Raw genomic sequence first — 19629 nt, forward strand, 5'->3', positions numbered from 1 at the left:
AACGATTGGGTTTACGCAATATAGCGCATATTTTTGCTTTACTTGAATAAACCTCAATCATAAAATTTATTTTAAATTTTGATTGCAAAATTAAAAATATTTTTCATACTGACAAATTATCTAAAGGACTTTTAATCTTTTCAAATCCTTTTGTTGTAATGTGTGTGTAAATTTCAGTAGTTTTTGAACTGGAATGCCCTAAAAGACTTTGTATATACCTTAAATCAGTTCCATTTTCCAGCAAATGTGTGGCAAAGCTATGTCTTAATGTGTGCATACTCACCTCCTTTTTTATTTCTGCTTTTTTACAAGCTACTTTTAATACCTGTTGTATGCTTCTTGAAGAGTATTGTCCACCGTTAACTCCTTCAAATAAATAATCTTTAGGTCTGTATTGCTTGTAATATAACTTTAACATCTCTAATACTTTAGTTGATAAAATTGTAAATCTGTCTTTTTTTCCTTTTGCACTTCTGATATGAATTTGCATCCTGTCTGAGTCAATGTCTGCCGGTTTCAATTCAAGCAGTTCACTTACTCTTAAGCCAGCAGAATAGGCCAACCAAAGCATTGTTTTATGTTTTAAATTTTCAGGACTTTGAAGAATTCTTATTATTTCTTCCTGACTTAAAACATTTGGTAAAATTTTTTCCTTTTTGGGTCTGTCAATATGATAGAATTTTCTATTTCCGCCCAAAACCTTTTCATAATAAAACTTAATTGCATTTATAGCCTGATTTTGATAAGATGAAGAAACACCTCTTTCATTTACAAGATAACGCATATAAGCAATGATTTCATTTTCAGTCAGTTCTTCAATTTTCCGGGTGTGATGGTAATTGATAAATTCTTTAAAAAGGTCTGTATATGTCTTGATAGTGTTTGGTGAATATCTTAGAATTTCCAGCTTCTCAATGAATTTCTCCGGGACATTTCTATAATTTGGTACATCAAATAGTTTTTGTCTTGGGGTTTTAATTTTATCTTTAACAATATCCTGCTCTTCATATTCCCATTTGTAAAAATCACAAAATTCTAAAAGTTTTTTACGGATATTCTCAGTATCAGGTAATGTCCACCATTTATTCTGAACATCATAGTAATAATATGGAATCGTTTTTAACAGTATTATTAGTTCTTTGTTATATTTGAAAATCAACTTAATACGTCCTTTAGTTTCTCTTACTACCAATAATTTTTGATCTGAACTTTGATCCTGTTTAAGTTTATTTTCATTGTCATTTTGAATCCATTCTGAATCCGGAAAATTAATTCTTAAAAATTCAATTGAATTTTCATTATCCGGAATGTGCCACGAATTTAAATTTTTACTCCATGCTGCCCCTTTTATTTGCCTTAATATGTTGTTTATCTTATTGTTATAATCAAAAACAACTTTAATCCTTTTTTGATTGTTATGCTCTATTCTTTCAAGTTGTAACAATGAAGTGTTCATAGCGTATATCTTAACTAATTAAAACAAAAGCGAATTAATTACTGCGCAATTATAACTGATTTGAGAAATATACGCAACAAAAATCAGAAAATTGTATTGTGAATCTAAAATTAATTATATTTAAACTGAACAATGCATAAGTGAATCCCTGCAACTTATTTGCTTGTCCAGATTTTTTCGGAAATCGCTGTATTTGAGACCCATTTGGCATGTCCAGAACTTGATTCGGATACAAAGTTTAATTAAAAATGTTTAATCCAGCTTGTATTCTAAAGGTGTCGAATTCGACATGTTTAAAATAAAGTGTTACTGTTCAGCTGCCAACTGTTATTGTTACCGCGAATAAACGCAGATTAGACCGCTGATATTCGCGAAAATTTGCGTTTCATTAGCGAGAATTAGCGGTTTATTTCTTTTTTGAAAAATATAAATTATTGATATGAAAAACAATGAGCTAGCTAAACAGTAACAAAAATATTAATTATTCAAAAATTCAGCAACTTAATGACTTATCCTTCTGTCCACTTTTTAAGAGCAACTCTATTTCTGTCTCTCAGGCTTTACACTTGACTATGATAGGTGATTCATTAAAACTAGTCTCAGCTTAAATGAGTTGAAGCTGAACAGTAAAAAAATGTTATTTTTGAGCTTTTGAATTTTTTATCGTTCAGATTGAAATACCTAATTTTAAACTCAGGATTATGAAAAAAGCAATTTTGATTTTCTCTGCCTTGTTTTTCACCATAGCCTTGTTCGAGTCTTGCGACAAAACGGGATGTACCGATCCTGATTCCGTGAATTATGATCCGAAAGCCACACAGGATGATGGCAGTTGTCAGTATCAGGGTCAGGTTGTTTTATGGTTCGACAAGACCACCAGAACAAAACTCCTGAACATGGGAGCCATCAGTTTAACGTATTTTCTCGATGGATATGAAGTGGGAAAAACATCGGCAGCAGCCGCCCAGGATGCTGAGCCAGGTTGCGGGCAGGCCGGCCCTGTTACAGCCACTAAAAACATTGGCAATGTCAAGACCCTGTCGGTAAAATATGAAGTTTATGAAACAGGGACTGCAACCTTGTATTTTTCAGGAAATGTTACTGTTGTTGCCAATCAGTGTGTGAAGGTGAAGCTGGTCAAATAGCTTTTTCAGATTCTTCCCAGTTTAAAAAATACATTTTCAGCACTCCTTTCCCTTTTACTTCAAGGGGAGGACGCTCTTCAAACCTGAATTTATCCTTAAGCAGGAGGTAGGTGGTTTCTGAAACATTGATTCTCATAGGTTCACCGTTGCTTTCCATACGGGAGGCCGTGTTGACCGTATCTCCGAAAACATCGTAGATATATTTTCTGACACCAACAATACCCCCTGTAACTTTTCCGGAATTCAGCCCGATGCGGATGCTGATGGGTAATTCGTCTTTTTTGTTTCTTTCTTTCAGGTATCTGAGTATGTCTATGGCCGCCAAAGCCATTTGCTCTGCATGATTTTCCTGTTTTTGCGGCAGTCCGCATACAGCCATGTAGGCATCTCCTATGGTTTTGATTCTCTCGCAGTTATATTTAGTCATGATGTCGTCAAAGGCGGTGAACATTTCGTTGAGCTTGCTGATTAAATATTTGGGGTCGAGTCCACCCGACATCTCCGTAAAGCCTTTAATGTCGGAAAAATAAACCGTCACATTTTCAAAACTTTCAGGCTCTGTAAATCCTTTGGCTTTCAGTTCTTCAACCACTTTGGCAGGAAGGGTGTTGAGCAGCAGGGCTTCCGATTTGGCTTTTTCCTTCTCAATCTGCTCCTTCTGTTCCTGTAAAATCACATTTTTGGCAGCAATTTCGGCTGTACGCTCCTGAACGATTTTTTCCAGCCTGATATTTTTTTGACGGATACGGTAGTTGCTGATGCGGACAATGATGAAAATAATGATAATCAGGCCGATAAAGTAGGCAATATAGGCAGGTGTGGTGCGGTACCATGGCGGTAAAACCGTAAAACGGTAAACGGCTTCGCTGCTTTCATAATCAAATACATTTCTTGCTTTTACCCGGAATGTATAGCTGCTTTCGGGGAGATGGCTGAATATTGCTTTGTGATCGGTAGTCCAGGGACTCCAGTCTTTGTCAATTCCTTCCAGAAAATAGCTGTACATGATTTGTTCAGGGAAATGATAAAAGTCGGAGGAAAAGAAAACGGATAGGGAATTCTCAGAAAATTTCAATACTGGTTTTTCCATTCCTTTAAAGCTGTTTCCGAAATAAATGACAGAATCCGGATTGTATAAAACACTGGTAATAAATGTTTTAAAATGATTTGCATTCGGAATATATTTCCTGTTGTCGTAGCGGATCAGCCCATCATCACAGCCAAACCAGGTAATATTTTCATTTTCAATAAAAACTGTCCTGATTTTTCCGGCATCTACACCTGCAAGAGGTTTCCCGTCATATTTCCCGTTTTTGAAGTACAAAACCTGGTCGGTCAGTGAAATAAAAAGCTGATTCCCTTTTCTGGCAAGTGTATTGACGGGTTTGTGGATGTCCATTCCAAAAATCAGGATATTTTCAAGCAGGGCTTTTGTGTCTTTATCTTTTCCTTTTATATCTTTAAATGAATAAATGCCGTTGTTTGTTCCAAAAACCACCTTTTCACCTGTATGAAAGGGGATACAAAAGCCTTCCGGCAAAGATTCTTTTGCGCCAAATTGATTGATATTGAATGTTAAATCCTCACTAAAGCTTACAGAATACAGCCCGTTAAAAAGGGTACCTGCCCAGAGTCTGTACATATTATTTCCGGTTTTTTCGATGGCAAGGCCGATTATTTCTGTATTGATTTCATCCGTGTGGGTTACCTTTTTCCAGTTTTTATTGATGTTTTGGTAAAAATCAATGCCATTAAGTCCTCCCGCAATGACCAGATTTAATTCAGGAATGGTAACAATGCTTCGGACATTATGATTGCCGATGGTTTCAATATGTTTGCCATCATAGCAGTAAAATTTTTCATTGCCTCCTATCAGCAAACTGTTTCCTGATTGATGAAACACCCATACGCTTTCTTTTATGTTTGGAATTGCTTCAAAATCAATGTATTCTCTGTCTTTCTGAGCCAGTATTCCATTTGAAGTCCCCACATAAATTTTTCCCTGATATAACGTGATACAATAAACATTGCTGGAAATCCCGTTTTTTTTGTCATAAACGCCAACAGGTGAAGAATAACTGATTTTGCTGATGCCATTATTGGTGGCGCACCACAGGTTTCCATGGCGGTCTTCCATGACTTGCTTGATGTCGTTAACCGATATTCCCGACTGTAAGGAATTGATGATGTGAATATAATCGAGTTTGAAATCAGTGATGAGCACACCATTCGAAGAGGTATTGATGGCAATTTGCCGGTCATGCAAAACAATACCTCCGTAAATGACGGAATTATTGAATAAAGCATCAAAATCGGACCTGACCGTACTAAATTTACCGCTTTTATATTCCCAGATACCATTACCTTGTGTAAAAATCAGCCAATGTCCGGTTTGCCCGGGAAAAGGAAGAACAGAAAAAATCCCTGTCTGTGCAAATATTTCGCTCCCTTCTATTTTTACCCATGATTTATTGTTAAGTCTAAACAAACCCCTGTCCCTGACCCTGACAATTAGTTGGTCATTTACATCGAAAGAAAGGTGAAAGGAGGTTTCGGGCAGTAAGGTATTTACTTTTCCTTCGAAATAATCAAAAATGGCATCTTCTGTCTGAAAATAAACATGATTACCGATAACATGAATTTTCCAGACTATGGTATTGAAATACTGATCGAGCAAATTGTCTGATAGTGAATAATATTGAAGTTTACCACTCAGGTCGGGGATAAGGCAGCCAAAGCCGTATTGTGTGCCGACATAAAGCAGTCCATCATTCCCGAATGCCAGTGCGGTAACGAATACCCCATTGACACAGGGTATGAACGACCATGAGAAACCATTATATTCCAAAATTCCATTCGCATTTCCGAAATAAAGCCTGCCATCATTTCCTTGTGCCAAAGCCCAGTTTTGAACATCGCGGTTGCGTCCGTATTCTTTCGGGCCAAAATTCTCAACAGGATAGCGTATGTTTTGTGACGACCCTCTGAACCATAATACAAACAGTATTACTGATAATAGCCAAAAGTGTCGCATTCCTTTAATTAAAGTTTATTTGCTGTATTTCTTCCGATGGTAAAAATACATCACTTTCCTCTTTTAAAGTTCAATTCAATGACATTCTTTTAAAACCATTAAAAAAATCAGCAGAAAAAATATTTTCCATAAGAAATGACATAACTTTACATGGATTTATCAACTAAGAAAATGACAGAAAATAAACCTTTATTCATAAAAGTGTCGCTGATATTTGCCTTCATCCAGCTGTTGTTCATGGTTAATAATTATGCTCAGCGGCTGAGTTTCGGGGTTACCTATCAGATGACAGGTCTTCATTATACTCATTTCACAAAGGATGTTTATTTTTCTCCTTCAAGCTTTAAGGGATATTATCTCGACAAAAATCAGTTTAGCTTTACAGGAGCTTGTATGAATGTTGGATTTGTAGCTTTGATGGACATCAGCCGTTTCAGTTTATGGATGGAATGGAGTATTTTTTCAGACATTGAAGGGCAGGTGACCAAACTGAAATATCCATGGGCTGACGATACATTCCACATTTATTATTCGAGAATAAATAACGGAGGCAGTCGCATGCTTGCCGAAATTCAGTATGTCCTTTCCCCGTCCCGGTCGATGAAACCCTTTGCCGGATTCGGATTTGCCAATCTTTCACCCATTCAGGCCACGGAAGATATCTCTACAAAACGTAACTTCAGTAAAGGGTGGTTTGACGAATATGAAATGCGTCCTGTTTTCAATTTTGATAAAAACTATAATTTATTTTTGCTTGAAACGGGGATAAAAAATTCATATCTGGCTTTTTCTGTGAGGTATTTTTTCAAATGGAACAGATTGACCCCCAACGATAATTTTTACAGCTTTTTTACCTTGAGTCTTTCTGCTATCACCAATTTTTCTGGTTTAAAACGTCAAATGCTTTATTTTGAGTAATATGCGGAGAGTTTCTTTGTTTCTGACAGCTTTGCTGCTGATGACTTCAAGTCTGATGTTCTCCTGCAGGGAAGAGCATCCCGAGCCGGAGCTCCCTTTTCATGACAATGTTTGCGTATTAATGGGAGTCAGAATTCTTGATTATCAGCTTCGTAAAATTGATTTTGTGTTGGATGTTGCTGTGATCAAAGGAGGCAAAACGGCTGATTCTACTACTCTTTTTGAGGGACTTCCGGATACTGCCTTTGTTTTTAACAACTACTTCTTCAACGGAACTGAAGTAAGGCATCAGGTGAATAAAATTGAATACATTGATACTTTTGGGGTTCCTACTTTTTACAATTGTATGCTGATTGACCAGAGCGATGTCCCAAATTCCTATAAAAAACGTGATCCCTATAATTACCGTTTTGAAAACCTGAATGCTTTTTTAAAAAATATTGATTATCAGGGGAATGTGGTGCTGTCTGCCTTTGCCAGAAACGGAGAAATTGAAGAAAGCCCCCTGACAATATATGAAAAGAAATTCACCCCGGTCTGGAATGAAACCATCGCCCGTAACCTGCTGGATCTTACTCATAAAACAGGAGGCACTTCTTCCAGACTTGATGCTCTTTATTATGCCGTTAAATACATGGCTGAACATGCCCCCGATTCCAACCGGTCAGTTACCGTTTTTACCATTAACAAAGATGATGGCAAAAGTTCATACACTACCTTTGACATCATTAACCTTGCCCAGAATCATAAAATCAAGATAAATCCGGTTTTTTTCAGCTATACTGACTCTCTTGTCGGTTTCTCTTCCATGCTGTCGCTTGCCAATGCTACCGGTGGTTTTTCCATGACCGGAGGAACATGGGAACTGAGCAGTGCCTTTTTCCTGATGAATCAGTTGCTTAAGAATAATGTCAGTTTCTACAGGATATATACCACCTTGACCATAGGAGCTCCCAACTGGTTTAACAATGCTTACCGGTCATATATGAGAGTAAGGTTTGACAGCGATCCGGCAAATGACGCATATGTTAATTTTTTGCTTGAAAAACCGTAAATAAAACACGATGAAAAAGACTCTTTTTTCCCTGATATTCCTGTTCTTAGCTTATCATGGGATTGTGTTTGCACAGCAGACAGAGTTGAGTGTGCAGACTGGTCATACCAGTTCTGTCCGTTTGCTAAGGTTTAGTCAGGACGGAAAACTTTTGGCCAGTATAGACGTAAGCAACAAAGTCAATATCTGGCATCTGGCAACAGGAGGTCAGATGTTGGGATTTTATCTCCCCATCAGGGAAATTCAGGTTTCAGATATGGCTTTCTCCCCGGATGGAAATAAATTGGTTCTTATCGCCATGTCGCAACTTTTTGTCTATGACATTGCAGCTTCAGAAATGGACACAGATTTCTTTCTTGGTTTTTCTGCCAAAAGTATTTGTTTTGGAAGCGATCCGGAAATGTTGTTTATTGCAGGGGATAACACAATCAGAATTAATCTTTTGACTTCTGAAATTGTCAGCATTCTCCCGAAAAGCTCCGTCAGGATTCAATACGATAAATCAACCGGAAATCTGGTCTGCCTTTCTGATGATGGAGAAATGTATCTGATTGACAATCATCTTGAAGTTAAAGGTCATATCAGACACGAAACAATTTCAAAGCTTTTCTCAGGCAAAAATCTGTTCTTATTATTAACTCATAAGGAAAAGATGATCCCTGATTTTGAAAATCAATCTGTTGCATTTATACAGGCCTCAAGGATGTGGCGTATGAGTTACCGCAGTGGTAAAAAGCTTTTCACTGTTGCTTCCGATTACGTTGATAAAAACTTCAATGCCATTTCTTATTCGGCAAAATTCAATTTACTGATTGGTGGTAATGATGACGGGAAGATATATGTTGTAGATTATCAGAGAGGTAAAATGATTAAAAAGCTTAAAGATCATTATTCCGATGTGTATGATGTCGTGTTTAGCCCGGATGAAGAAATTTTTGCCACCTGTTCGCGTGACCGTTCCATCATCATCTGGGAAACCAGGACGCTGAAAGCTGTGAAGAGATTGTATTCCCGTGCCTTTCCGATTACCTCACTTAACAAAAGCAGGGATGAAAACATGCTGATTTTCGGGAATGAAACAGGATTTACCCGCGTCATCGACATCAACTCAGCCGTTATTCAGATGAGAAGCATCAGAAATCATGTCAATCCTGTTTCGGATGTATGTTTTTTGCCCGGAGACACCCTTGCTTTCTGTTGTGCCAATGACAACAAGGTTTCCCTGATTTCAATCAATCCCATGGGTCTGATAGAAAAAAAGACTTTTAAGAGCTTTGCCATACCCAGGTTATTCATTCTGAATTCTTTGCAAAATCTTGGCTTTTATGTCGATCCATTTTGTCTGACCGATACGCTGCTTTTAAACGATAATTATCCCGGCAGAGTTACCGTTAGCGGACACAGACAGAAATTAAGACCTTCCGTCAGTAAAACAGAGGACAGGCATAAAACGTATTATTACAAAACCATTTACTATTTCAGGGACTTTGAAACCGAAAAGCTGAAAAAAAGAAAAGGAGAGAAAAGGGAGATTATCACAGCACCTGCCATCGATTTATCGGCTTTTGACATCTGGAATCCGGCTTATGGCCACAAAGCAGCAATCACAGGGGCAGTGATACTTCAGAAACACCATATTCTTGCAACTTCGAGCCTTGACGGCACGATAAAACTCTGGGATATGAATTCAAAAGCCCTTTTGGTTTCCATCATCCCGATTGACAGGGATAAAAGGATACTGATAACTGCCGACAACTATTACATGGCGCCAAGGGATGCATTGTCAGGAATAGGCTTTAAACAGGGGTTACAGTATTTTCTTCCTCAACAGTTTGATGTTCAGTACAACAGGCCGGATATTGTCTTGTCGCGAATCGGTATTGCTTCCGAAGAGCTCATTACCGCTTATCGCCATGCTTATCTGAAAAGGTTGAAAAAAATGAATATTTCTGAGAATTTCAACGCTGGTTCACTTCATTTGCCGGAACTTGAGATTACCAATTTTAGATCATTGCCTTTGGTAACCACTTCTGGAAATATCAGTTTTTCAGTCAGGGCGACAGATGAAGTTTATCTCCTCGACAGAATTAATGTTTATCTGAATGATGTTCCTGTTTTTGGCCTGTCAGGGATTGACCTGAAAGAGAAAAAAACCAGATATGTCGATCAAAATATCAGTGTTGACCTGTCAAGTGGAAAAAATAAAATTCAGGTTTCGGTGATGAACAACCAGGGAGTGGAGTCTCTCAAAGAAACATTTTACATTGAAAATCAGAAAGAAGCGGTGAAACCGGACTTATATCTTCTGAGCATCGGAACTTCCGAATATACCGACAGCCGGTTTAATCTCAGTTTTGCGGCAAAAGATGCCCTCGACATGGCTTCATTGTTTCAGAATGCCAGAAATATATTCGGAAAGGTGAATGTCAAAACATTGACCAACCATGAAGTTACCAGAGAAAATATTCTGGAAGCAAGGTCATTTCTTTCAGAGGCCAATATTGATGATGTGGTCATTGTTTTTGCTGCGGGGCATGGCCTGTTGGATGAGGGGTTCAACTATTATTACGGTACGAGCAATATTGATTTCAACCAGCCATCCGTCAATGGCATAACCTATGACGAACTGGGCAGCCTGCTTGACGGCCTGAAAGCACTTAAAAAACTACTGATTCTCGACACCTGCCACTCAGGTGAGGTGGATAAAGAGGAAGTGGAGAAAACAGATGAAATCAAAACTGATGAGGGGGTAATCGCATTCAGAAGTGCCGGAGCAGGAGTGAGGACGAAGGAAGGCTTTGGATTAAAGAATATCAATGAGTTATCGAATCAGTTGTTTGCCGACCTTCGTCAGGGATCAGGAGCCACCGTCATCAGTTCATCAGGAGGGGCTGAGCTTGCCATGGAAAGCAAAAACTGGCAGAATGGGCTTTTTACTTATTGTCTCATGGAAGGACTTTCTACCCGAAAGGCAGATAAAAACAAAGACAAAAAGATTATGGTTTCTGAGCTTCAGGAATATATCCGTAACCGTACTTTGGAAATTTCAAAAGGGAAACAGACGCCTACCTCGAGAAGTGAAAATATCAGTATGGATTTCAGAATCTGGTAGTTACAAATTGAAGGTCTGTTTCAGCCACTGCTCAACATTTTCTTTATCGGGCTTGCCGTAAAACTCATTCAGGTAGCCAAGTACCTCATCAAGCAATTGGTCATATCCTTTACCCTTGTACTCGTTAACAATGATCTGAATTTCTTTTTCTAGCTCTCCGGTATCAGGGAAAACAGGCTCAAATTCGCTGATGAAGGTGGATTTTTTACCACTTAAATAGAAAAGTTTCATTTCACTGACATCCGGATTGGGGATCGGTCTTCCATCCACTGTCAGCAGGCCTGCCCTGTCGATGATAAGAGAATCTCCTTTAAATGGAAGCTTTTTGTTGATTTCTTCTCCTTTGTAGATATAGCGTAAGAAAAAAAATGCAGTATCGTTCATGGGAAATGCCTTTTCAGATATTTTAACCGATACTCTGTTGATAATCAGATATTTTCCTTTAAAATGGTTTTCAAGACTGATCATGTTGCTGATGGTACCTCCTCTTGAGGCAATATTCCCCATGGCAGGGATAAAATAGGGGGTGGATTCGAGTTTCCCGCTGACCGGAGGTGCCAGAATAAATCTGCCTTTTTCCTGATTAATCACTGCCGCTTTTGATTCTGTATTGCTGAAAATGAGTTGCTCTGCCGGAGAAAAAACATCTCCCTGATTCATGTTTTTTTTGGTGGCTTTGTATTGAATGCCTCCGAAAACTTTGATGACCGTATAATTGGACTGTGCCTGAATTCCTGAAAAAACAAATATCAGCACTATCCCTGAAAGCAATTTCCTCAAGTCCATAGTTTTAATTTTGATTAATATCATGCATAAATCAGACAAATTTTTGTTCAGATTTTTACAAGCCCGTGTTTGATAGCATACATCACCAGGTGAGGAGCGTTCTTTGCTCCGGTTTTGTCGAGCAGGTTGGCCCTGTGTCCATCTATGGTTCTTTCGCTTAAAAATAGTTTTTTGGCGATTTCGGGATTTGAATAGCCTTTACAGATCAGTTCCAGCACTTCTTTTTCCCTGTCAGTCAATACAACAGGTGGCTCATTCTGTTTTTTGGCAAAATGTTTTTCGGCATGAGCCAGAAATTCCTGTGAGAAATAATATTGACCCCTTACCACTTGTTTAATAGCCGACTCAAGTTCTTCTTTAGTCGTTTTTTTGAGCAGATAACCATGAGCCCCTGCTTCAATCATCTGATTGAAATAACCGATTTCTTCGTGCATGGTCAGGGCTATAATCTTTGTATCATATTGTTTTTCAATGATTTTCCTTGTGGCTTCAATCCCATCCATTACCGGCATCCTGATGTCCATCAATACCACATCCACATCCTGCTTTTTCATTAACTGGAGCAATTCCTGACCATTCGAGGCTTCTGCCGTTACTTTGATTTCATTAATCTCATTCAGTACCACACTCAGTCCTTTTCTGAAAATCACATGATCGTCACAGATGACTACTTTGATGATGTCCATATTCGTTGTTTTTATTCTTGTTCCGTTAATTTTACCGTAATCAAAACAAACATGCCGTTTCCGGGCGAACTGTTGAAGTCAATGTTTCCCTTTATGCTTTTGATTTTGTTATAGATATTGTTGATTCCCAATCCGCTTTTTTCCTGAAATGTTTTCTCAATTTCAAAACCTTTGCCGTCATCGCGGTAATAAAGTATAATCTGGTCTTTATAACTTTTCAGATCAATGGTGATGTTTTCTGCCTGTGCATGTTTCAGGGTATTGTTAATCAGCTCCTTAACGGTTTGATACAGGATGGTTTCCTCGATACCTCTTTTGGTAATGGTATAGTTTTGTGTCAGCAACTGAATTTTTACCGAGCGGGTTTTGTTGATATAGGCACAGAAGTCTCTTATGGCAACAGCCAGCCCGAAATCCTGCAGGACATTGGGACGTATGTTGTTGGAAATTTCCTTGGTTGTCGTGATGGCCTGATCGACCAGTTCATCAATGTTTCTGATGATTTCTTCCTGACTGATTTTTTTTGTTTCTCCCTTGATAATCAGGTCAGTGAATAGTTTAATGGTGGTCAGGATAGGTGCCAGTACATCATGAAGGTCGGCTGCAAACCTTTTTCTTTCCCTTTCCTCTGTTTCAACTATGGTCGAAATGATTTTCTGCTCTGCTTTTTTACGGTCTGTAATGTCTCTTGCAATGGTCAGGATGACTTCTCTTCCCCTGAAAAATATTTTCCTGCTTTTCATCTCAACAGGTATAACCCGTCCGTCTTTCGACAAGTGTTCCGATTCATACTGGTAAACACCTCTTTGCTTGATGATCTCAAGATTTTCTCTTACAGAATTCACATAGGGTGGAGTTTTAATGTCCGAAAATCTTTTTTTCAGCATTTCTTCCCTTGAATAACCGAGATTGTTGCATGCCGAATCATTGACTTCCAGAAATTTACCTTCAAAATCAATAACAAAAATATCATCGCTCGTATTGTTAAAGAGGGTCTGAAATTGTTTTTCTGATTCTTTTAATGCTTCTGAGGCTGTTTTGAGCTTCTGATCACTTTCTTCAAGTTTTTTCAGGTATTGATAGATTCGTTTTCGGGTTAAAGTATAGATTGACAGTGTGATAACCATCACCACAAATAAGCCGGTAATGGATGAGAAAAATATGATTTTTCCGGTAAGCTCTTTTTCCTCCACCTTTTCATCAATCAGAGCCGCTGCATAAATTTTAAAATCAGGAAAATATTCATACGCAAGAATATGTTGATATTGCTTGTTTTTTTCGCGGTAATAAAATATTCCTTTTCCACGGGTGAGGATTGGGGCAAGTGCATCGGGATTAATTTTAAGATTCTGATTATCAGGTGGATTTATGAGAAATTCTCCGTTTTCATCTATCAGGAAGAAAAACCCGCTTTTTCCGGTTTTTATGCTTGAAATCAGTAGCTGAAGTTCTTTCATGTCTTTCTCTCTTTTCCCCACATAAAGCATTCCTGTTATTTCTCCTTTATCGAAAATCGGCTCATAAGCCGTTATATACCAGTCATTTACCACATAAGCCCTTCCCAGATAATTCCTTCCCGACAATATTTCCTGTGCAACAGGTGAGGTTAATGGAATATAAGTCAGATGGGCACGTGTCCCTTCAGCCGACCTGACATTTGTCGAAATACGTAAAAATCCTGAATCGATACGCTGAAATACGGTAGCAGTACTTCCTGTCAGGCTTCTGATGGTATCAACTAACACCGAATCTTTCAGTAAAGGCCGACTGTTCCATTTCCAGTTTTTAATCAGTGTCTGATGTTTTAAACCGCTTTCCTGATTTTCAACCGAAACCAAAATATTTTCACCGTCTAACTCAGGAAAATTCCTGTAAAAAATATAATGAGCGACTTTTAAATCATTGACGGCATTTTCAAGTTTTAACGCTTTTTCGCGTCTGAGCATTTTGACAATGGTATTGACCTGCATGCTGAGGTCTTTTTCAATATTTTCCCTGAAATTTTCCCTTGATTTGTTGATAATCAATATTGTAAGTACAAAAATAGAAATGAGTACCGCTGCCAGTATCGGTAGGAAGAGTTCAAACCGTATAGGTATTTTCCGGAAAATGGATTTTATCATAAGATCAAGAAAAAAAGCTGATATTTTTGATGCCAAATTTACATAGCTTTGCCGTATGAGAAAAAATACTTTGGCCGATAAAATTAATGAAGGAAATTTTACTGCAGATGACCTGATTTCAGTGCTGGGAAATAATGAGTCTGCACTGGATGAATACTTATTTCAAAAGGCATCAGAGGTCAGAGACCGGCATATCGGGAAAAAAGTTTTTATCCGTGGGTTGCTGGAGGTTTCAAATCAATGTACGAAAAACTGTTACTACTGTGGACTAAGGGCAGGCAATCATCAGGTAAAGCGATATACAGTTGATTTTCATGAGATAATTGAAACTATCCGAAAGGCTTATGAACATGGATTTATCAACTTTGTCGTTCAGAGTGGTGAAAGGGAAGACCGTGAATTTATTGAATACATTACGAAATTGTGTCTTGAAATTCAGTGCATTACTGGTTTTAAAGCAGGAATTACACTTTCATGCGGGGAGCAAAAAGCTGAAGTCTATAAAAACTGGTTTGAAGCAGGTGCCAACCGTTATCTGCTAAGAATAGAGACTTCAGACGAAGCTTTGTATTATCAGATTCATCCCAAAAATAAAAGACATAGTTTTCAGGCACGCATTGAAGCTCTCGAAAATTTGAGAAATATTGGTTATCAGACAGGTACGGGCATTATGATTGGATTACCGGGGCAAAATTTCCATCACCTTGCCAATGACCTGATGTTTATCAGAATGCTTGATGTTGATATGGTAGGCATGGGTCCCTATCTGGAACATCAGCAAACACCATTGTTTGAAAGGAAAAATGAGCTTTGGCCTCTGGAAATGAGATTCCGGCTCACACTAAAAATGTATTCGCTGCTTCGCCTGATGATGAAAGACATAAATATCGCTTCAACCACCGCTATGGAAACCATAAGCGATGGAGGAAGGCTGGCCGGTATTCAGTCTGGATGCAATGTATTGATGTTTAACCTGACACCCCTCAGATATACTTCTGATTACCGGATTTATGACAATAAGCCGGTTTTTGATGATCCTTTCAAAACAGCTGACTCATTTATTCACCAGATTACACAGTCTGGTTTTGAGTGCCTGACTGATGTCAGAGGTGATTCACTTCACTTTCTTCAGAAATAAATTGCTGACTTTTCCGCCCGGACTGAATCACATTCCAAAAAGAAAATCAATAGAATGGTCTGAATATACAATTGACAGATTATGGCTGGATATACCAATTTGCATTATACTTGACAAATCTCATCTTCAATAAGTTTTACCACGGTTCGTTAATTAATATTAAGCGTAAAAACGAGCTTTTATGAAAACGATTCCAAAATTTGTCAGCTTAATTATTTTGATGTTTTCATCAAAGTTTTTAATTGCTCAGAAATTTGAAATTTACAAACAAACAGATTTAAACCGCCTGCTTGCAGCAGCAAAAACAGACTCAGCCAGTATCATTGAACGACTTGCAGCACTGAAGTTTCATCAGCTGTTGAATAAATACCGGAAAGAAAATAAACTGGATACCGTTGCATGGAATGATATTTTTTGGCTCACCTGCCGGAATCATTCTGTTTACATGATAGTCAATGATGAGCTGACACATACCCAGCAAAAAGGGAAAGAGAAATTCACCGGGAAAGAACCGGGAAACCGCCTGCTTTTTGTTGAAGATGGAAATGCATCTTTTTCGTGGCGGGGAGAAAATGCACTCTATTTTTTTAATACTTCCTACATCGGAAAAAACGCTGAGGAAATTGCTGAAGATATTGCTGAAAAGGCATTTGATACATGGAAAAAAAGTCCGGGACATAATGCAAATATGCTTGGGTCAGGACATAAAATCCATGGAGCAGCATTTGTTACGGATGGTTTGATTGTTTATGGAACCAGTTTGTTCGGTATTACCGTTACTCCTTATTATGCATCTCAAGCCATTGCCTATGAAAAGGAAGTAAAAACGGGAACAAATGAGAATAACCAGATACATGAAGAAAGGATTACTGTAACTTCTTCATCATCTATACGAAAAATGCTTGATAAATTCATTAAAAATAAGCTGGCAAATCTTAATCCTGATAAAGCCCTGACAACCAGTGCTATGAAACATATTGAGTATTTGTATGCCAACAAGGAATTCACACATGAACAAACCAGGGGCAGGCGTAATTTTTATGCAAAAACGCCACAGCAGCGTATCGCAAAAGCACAGGGGAAACTATTCTGGTTTCTTGCAAAGAATTCTTATTATCATGAGTACATTGCTGTTTATGAAACCAATGTCAAAGATTTTCAGGCTGAATATGCGGCTGAAAAAATTCTGGCTGAACTCGTAGAAAAAAATCAGCTGAATCTTTCCGGTTTTTCAACATACGGATTCGCCATAAAGGTCAGGACAAAAGACGAAAAGGTGAAAATATGGGCAGTTTTGATTATCTGACACTGTAGCCTTCTTTTGTTTTAATATTTATTAACTCATGGCAGTAAGGGGTTTTTTACCTTTGCAGTCAAATTTTTCAGGTATGAGACTTTATTTTTGCTTAATCCTTTCCGTCATTTTAGCGGGATTTTCTTCTTGTAAAAAAACCGGACAACAGCAGCCCGAAAACAAGCCCCTGAACATCATCGTGATGATCGGGGATGGCATGGGTCTTTCCCAGATCAGTTCACTTTACTATGCAGGCAACGATACCCCTTCCTTTACTTTTTTCCCGGTGGTAGGTCTTATCAATACTTCTTCTGCTTCACACAAAATTACCGATAGTGGAGCAGGAGGAACTGCTTTTTCTATTGGTGAACGTACATACAACGGAGCAATAGGAGTCGGAACTGATTCTCTTCCCCGAAAAAATCTGGTAGAAATCCTGTCTGAAAAGGCATATCTGACCGGACTGGTAGCTACTTCATCCATCACACATGCTACCCCGGCAGCTTTTTATGCTCATGTCAGAAACCGCTCTATGGAAGAAGAAATAGCACTTCAGTTGATTCATTCTGATATTGATTTTTTTGCCGGCAGCGGAATAAAATTCTTTAATCAGCGTAATGATAGGATCAATCTTTTTGATACTTTTCCAAAATACGGATTTCTTGTTGACACCCAGTCATTAAAGGCAAATATTCAATACGATATTAACAAAAAGTACGGTTTTCTGTTGTATGCCCGATCAATGCCAAAGGCAACTGAAAAAAGGGGTGATTTTTTACCCAATGCAACAAAGGCTGCTATTAAGTATTTGTCTGCATCTGAGCACGGTTTTTTCCTGATGGTGGAAGGTTCTCAGATTGACTGGGCAGGACATGATAATGATGCTGATTATCTGATTGCTGAAATTCTGGATTTTAATAAAGCCATAAAAGTTGCGCTTGATTTTGCCGAAAAAGATGGCAATACCCTCGTAGTTGTGTTAGCTGACCATGAAACAGGTGGCTTTTCATTGCCCTCCTCTGCCGGATATGAAGATGAAGAAAGCGATTATAATAGTATTAAACCGACATTTTCGTCCAAAGGTCACACTGCCTCGCTGATCCCTGTTTTTGCTTTTGGAAAAGGTGCTGAAAACTTTGGCGGTATCTATCAAAACAAAGATATTTTTTACAAAATACTTCAGTCTGCCGGATTGAAATAATCATTGCCTAATGGGCTGATGCTGAATGAGTTCCGGCTAACCAGCCGGTGCTCCAGGCTATTTGAAGGTTGTAGCCTCCCGTGTCAGCATGCAGGTTGATAACCTCTCCGGCAAAGTAAAGCCCTTTTACCCGTTCTGATTCCATGCTTTCGGGATTGATTTCATCGAGCGAAACTCCTCCTGAGGTAATGATGGCTTCTTTAAATCCCCGGTGCCCATTGACCCTGAATTTCAGATTTTTCATCAATACCCTGATTCTTTTCCGCTCTTCGGCTGAGACCTGATGACCTTTTTTTTCGGCTTCGAGTCCGCATAATTCAATGAAAGGCATTATCATCCCCTGTGGAAGCCATTCCCGGAAAATATTTCTGAGTGATTTTTTCCCAAACTCATTCAGGTCTCTCAGTAAACGCTGGTCGAGAACTTTATCGTCAAGGGCGGGTTTTAAATCAATATAAATGATGACATCTTTTTTACTTTCGAGTGCTTCAACGGCTAATCTGCTGAGTGTGAGGATGACAGGGCCGCTCAGTCCGAAATGAGTAAAAAGCATTTCCCCGAATTCGTCTGCCTGTTTCTTGTTTTCAATGAAAAGGCTTGCCCTGATATTTTTAAGACTGACTCCCTGCATGCTTGCAGCAAGGCTGGTTTCGGTTGTCAATGGGACAAGCGAGGGCAGGGGAAAAACAATCCGGTGGCCGCACATTTCTGCAAGGCGATAACCCGATCCGTCCGATCCTGTGGCAGGATAAGATTTGCCCCCGCTGCACAAAATAACTGCCTCGCAGGGAATCCTGAACATCCCTCCGTTTTTCTCGTATTGGACAGCTTTGACCTGATTGTATTCTGCCAGGATCTTTGTTACCCTGCATCCGTATTCAGTTTTTACGCCAGCTTTATGGTTCCATTTCAGCAGACCGTTGACAATATCGGCAGCAAAATCACTGACAGGGAACACTCTTCCGCCCCTTTCAGCTTTTGTTTCCACTCCATAAGCCTCTAAAAGCCGGATGATGTCTTTTGAAAAAAACTGAGAAAAAGCAGGACGCAAAAATTTTCCTTCAGGATAAATATGCCTGATAAATTCAAACATGGGGGCGATATTGGTAATGTTACACCTCCCTTTTCCGGTGATGAGCAGTTTTCTCCCTGCCCGTTCCATTTTCTCAAGAATGAGCACATCAGCTCCTGACTCGGCTGCCCTGCCGGCTGCAATCATACCGGCTGCCCCTGCCCCTATAACGATGATTTTTTTCTTCAAAAAACGCTTTTTATTTGTTTTAAAAAGACAATGCCTGAAAAGTTTATGGCTTTCAAAATTAGCGCATCGGATTTAATAATGATTGAAATTTAGGTTAATCAGGAAAATTGAAATTTCAACATATTGATTTACTGAGGGGAAGCAGATTTTTACGGACTGAATTTTCAAGGAAATACAACCCATGAAATTGACTTTACTTGTACCCCTTCTTCAGGTATTAATCTGTAAAAATCGCCATGAAAACATTTAATCAGATACTGTTAGGAATTTTCATTATTGCGGGCATCAATATGAAGCTTTTTGCCCAGCTCAGTCCTGATGAACAAAAACTGTTGGGAGAATGGAAAGCCGAAGTGGACGATCCCAATGCCGGAATTTGTACCATTTATGTTACCTGGTATGAAAATCATACTGCGGATGC

At 38.7% G+C, this 19629-nt stretch carries 14 protein-coding genes; 8 read left to right on the forward strand and 6 right to left on the reverse strand.

Annotation, left to right across the window (positions count from 1 at the left end):
* Window positions 1-103: 103 nt before the first annotated feature.
* Window positions 104-1456, reverse strand: coding sequence for a tyrosine-type recombinase/integrase (locus tag GX437_13110; GenBank protein ID NLJ08594.1), 1353 nt, complete (start codon window positions 1454-1456; stop codon window positions 104-106).
* Between the two features lie 701 nt (window positions 1457-2157).
* Between GX437_13110 and GX437_13115 the strand changes: the two genes are divergently transcribed.
* Window positions 2158-2601, forward strand: a complete 444-nt coding sequence (locus GX437_13115; GenBank protein ID NLJ08595.1) for a hypothetical protein — start codon at window positions 2158-2160, stop codon at window positions 2599-2601.
* Here the strand turns inward: GX437_13115 and GX437_13120 are convergent.
* Entirely contained in the window at window positions 2594-5635 is a 3042-nt protein-coding gene (locus GX437_13120) for a hypothetical protein (protein ID NLJ08596.1), read from the reverse strand. The genes GX437_13115 and GX437_13120 overlap by 8 nt on opposite strands.
* A 171-nt stretch (window positions 5636-5806) precedes the next feature.
* On the opposite strand from GX437_13120, the gene GX437_13125 reads away from it, so the two are divergent.
* From GX437_13125 to GX437_13135, 3 genes are read left to right on the forward strand one after another with little or no spacing between them, the layout of a single operon-like run.
* A complete protein-coding gene (locus GX437_13125; protein ID NLJ08597.1) occupies window positions 5807-6553 on the forward strand; it encodes a hypothetical protein in 747 nt (248 codons plus the stop codon).
* Entirely contained in the window at window positions 6546-7607 is a 1062-nt protein-coding gene (locus GX437_13130; GenBank protein NLJ08598.1) for a hypothetical protein, read from the forward strand. The genes GX437_13125 and GX437_13130 overlap by 8 nt, the downstream gene beginning before the upstream one ends.
* Before the next feature lie 10 nt (window positions 7608-7617).
* The gene (locus GX437_13135) at window positions 7618-10719 is read left to right on the forward strand and encodes a WD40 repeat domain-containing protein (GenBank protein NLJ08599.1); all 3102 of its coding nucleotides are present in this window, start codon (window positions 7618-7620) and stop codon (window positions 10717-10719) included.
* Here the strand turns inward: GX437_13135 and GX437_13140 are convergent, their stop codons facing one another.
* Genes GX437_13140 through GX437_13150 form a run of 3 tightly spaced genes read right to left on the reverse strand, consistent with a single transcriptional unit; the run spans window position 10720 to window position 14314 of the window.
* Complete coding sequence (locus GX437_13140) at window positions 10720-11505, reverse strand: hypothetical protein (protein ID NLJ08600.1); 786 nt, start codon at window positions 11503-11505, stop codon at window positions 10720-10722. It lies immediately after the preceding gene.
* A gap of 47 nt (window positions 11506-11552) precedes the next feature.
* Window positions 11553-12191, reverse strand: a complete 639-nt coding sequence (locus GX437_13145) for a response regulator transcription factor (GenBank protein NLJ08601.1) — start codon at window positions 12189-12191, stop codon at window positions 11553-11555.
* An 11-nt stretch (window positions 12192-12202) separates the two neighbouring features.
* Window positions 12203-14314, reverse strand: a complete 2112-nt coding sequence (locus GX437_13150) for a PAS domain S-box protein (protein NLJ08602.1) — start codon at window positions 14312-14314, stop codon at window positions 12203-12205.
* Between the two features lie 55 nt (window positions 14315-14369).
* Between GX437_13150 and hydE the strand changes: the two genes are divergently transcribed.
* The 3 genes from hydE (at window position 14370) to GX437_13165 (ending at window position 17947) form a co-directional block, all read left to right on the forward strand.
* Window positions 14370-15452, forward strand: coding sequence for a [FeFe] hydrogenase H-cluster radical SAM maturase HydE (gene hydE / locus GX437_13155; GenBank protein NLJ08603.1), 1083 nt, complete (start codon window positions 14370-14372; stop codon window positions 15450-15452).
* Between the two features lie 181 nt (window positions 15453-15633).
* On the forward strand, window positions 15634-16758 hold the full coding sequence (locus tag GX437_13160; GenBank protein ID NLJ08604.1) for a hypothetical protein: 1125 nt from the start codon (window positions 15634-15636) through the stop codon (window positions 16756-16758).
* Window positions 16759-16840: 82 nt separating this feature from the next.
* Window positions 16841-17947 (forward strand): alkaline phosphatase, encoded by a 1107-nt coding sequence (locus GX437_13165; GenBank protein NLJ08605.1) that lies wholly within the window; start codon window positions 16841-16843, stop codon window positions 17945-17947.
* A gap of 7 nt (window positions 17948-17954) precedes the next feature.
* Here GX437_13165 and GX437_13170 read toward each other — a convergent pair whose 3' ends face one another.
* A complete protein-coding gene (locus GX437_13170) occupies window positions 17955-19208 on the reverse strand; it encodes an NAD(P)/FAD-dependent oxidoreductase (protein NLJ08606.1) in 1254 nt (417 codons plus the stop codon).
* Window positions 19209-19444: 236 nt separating this feature from the next.
* Between GX437_13170 and GX437_13175 the strand changes: the two genes are divergently transcribed.
* Window positions 19445-19629, forward strand: a 185-nt coding sequence (locus GX437_13175; GenBank protein NLJ08607.1) for a hypothetical protein, incomplete at its 3' end; no start/stop codon positions are given.

The organism is Sphingobacteriales bacterium (assembly GCA_012517435.1).
GTDB lineage: Bacteria > Bacteroidota > Bacteroidia > CAILMK01 > JAAYUY01 > JAAYUY01.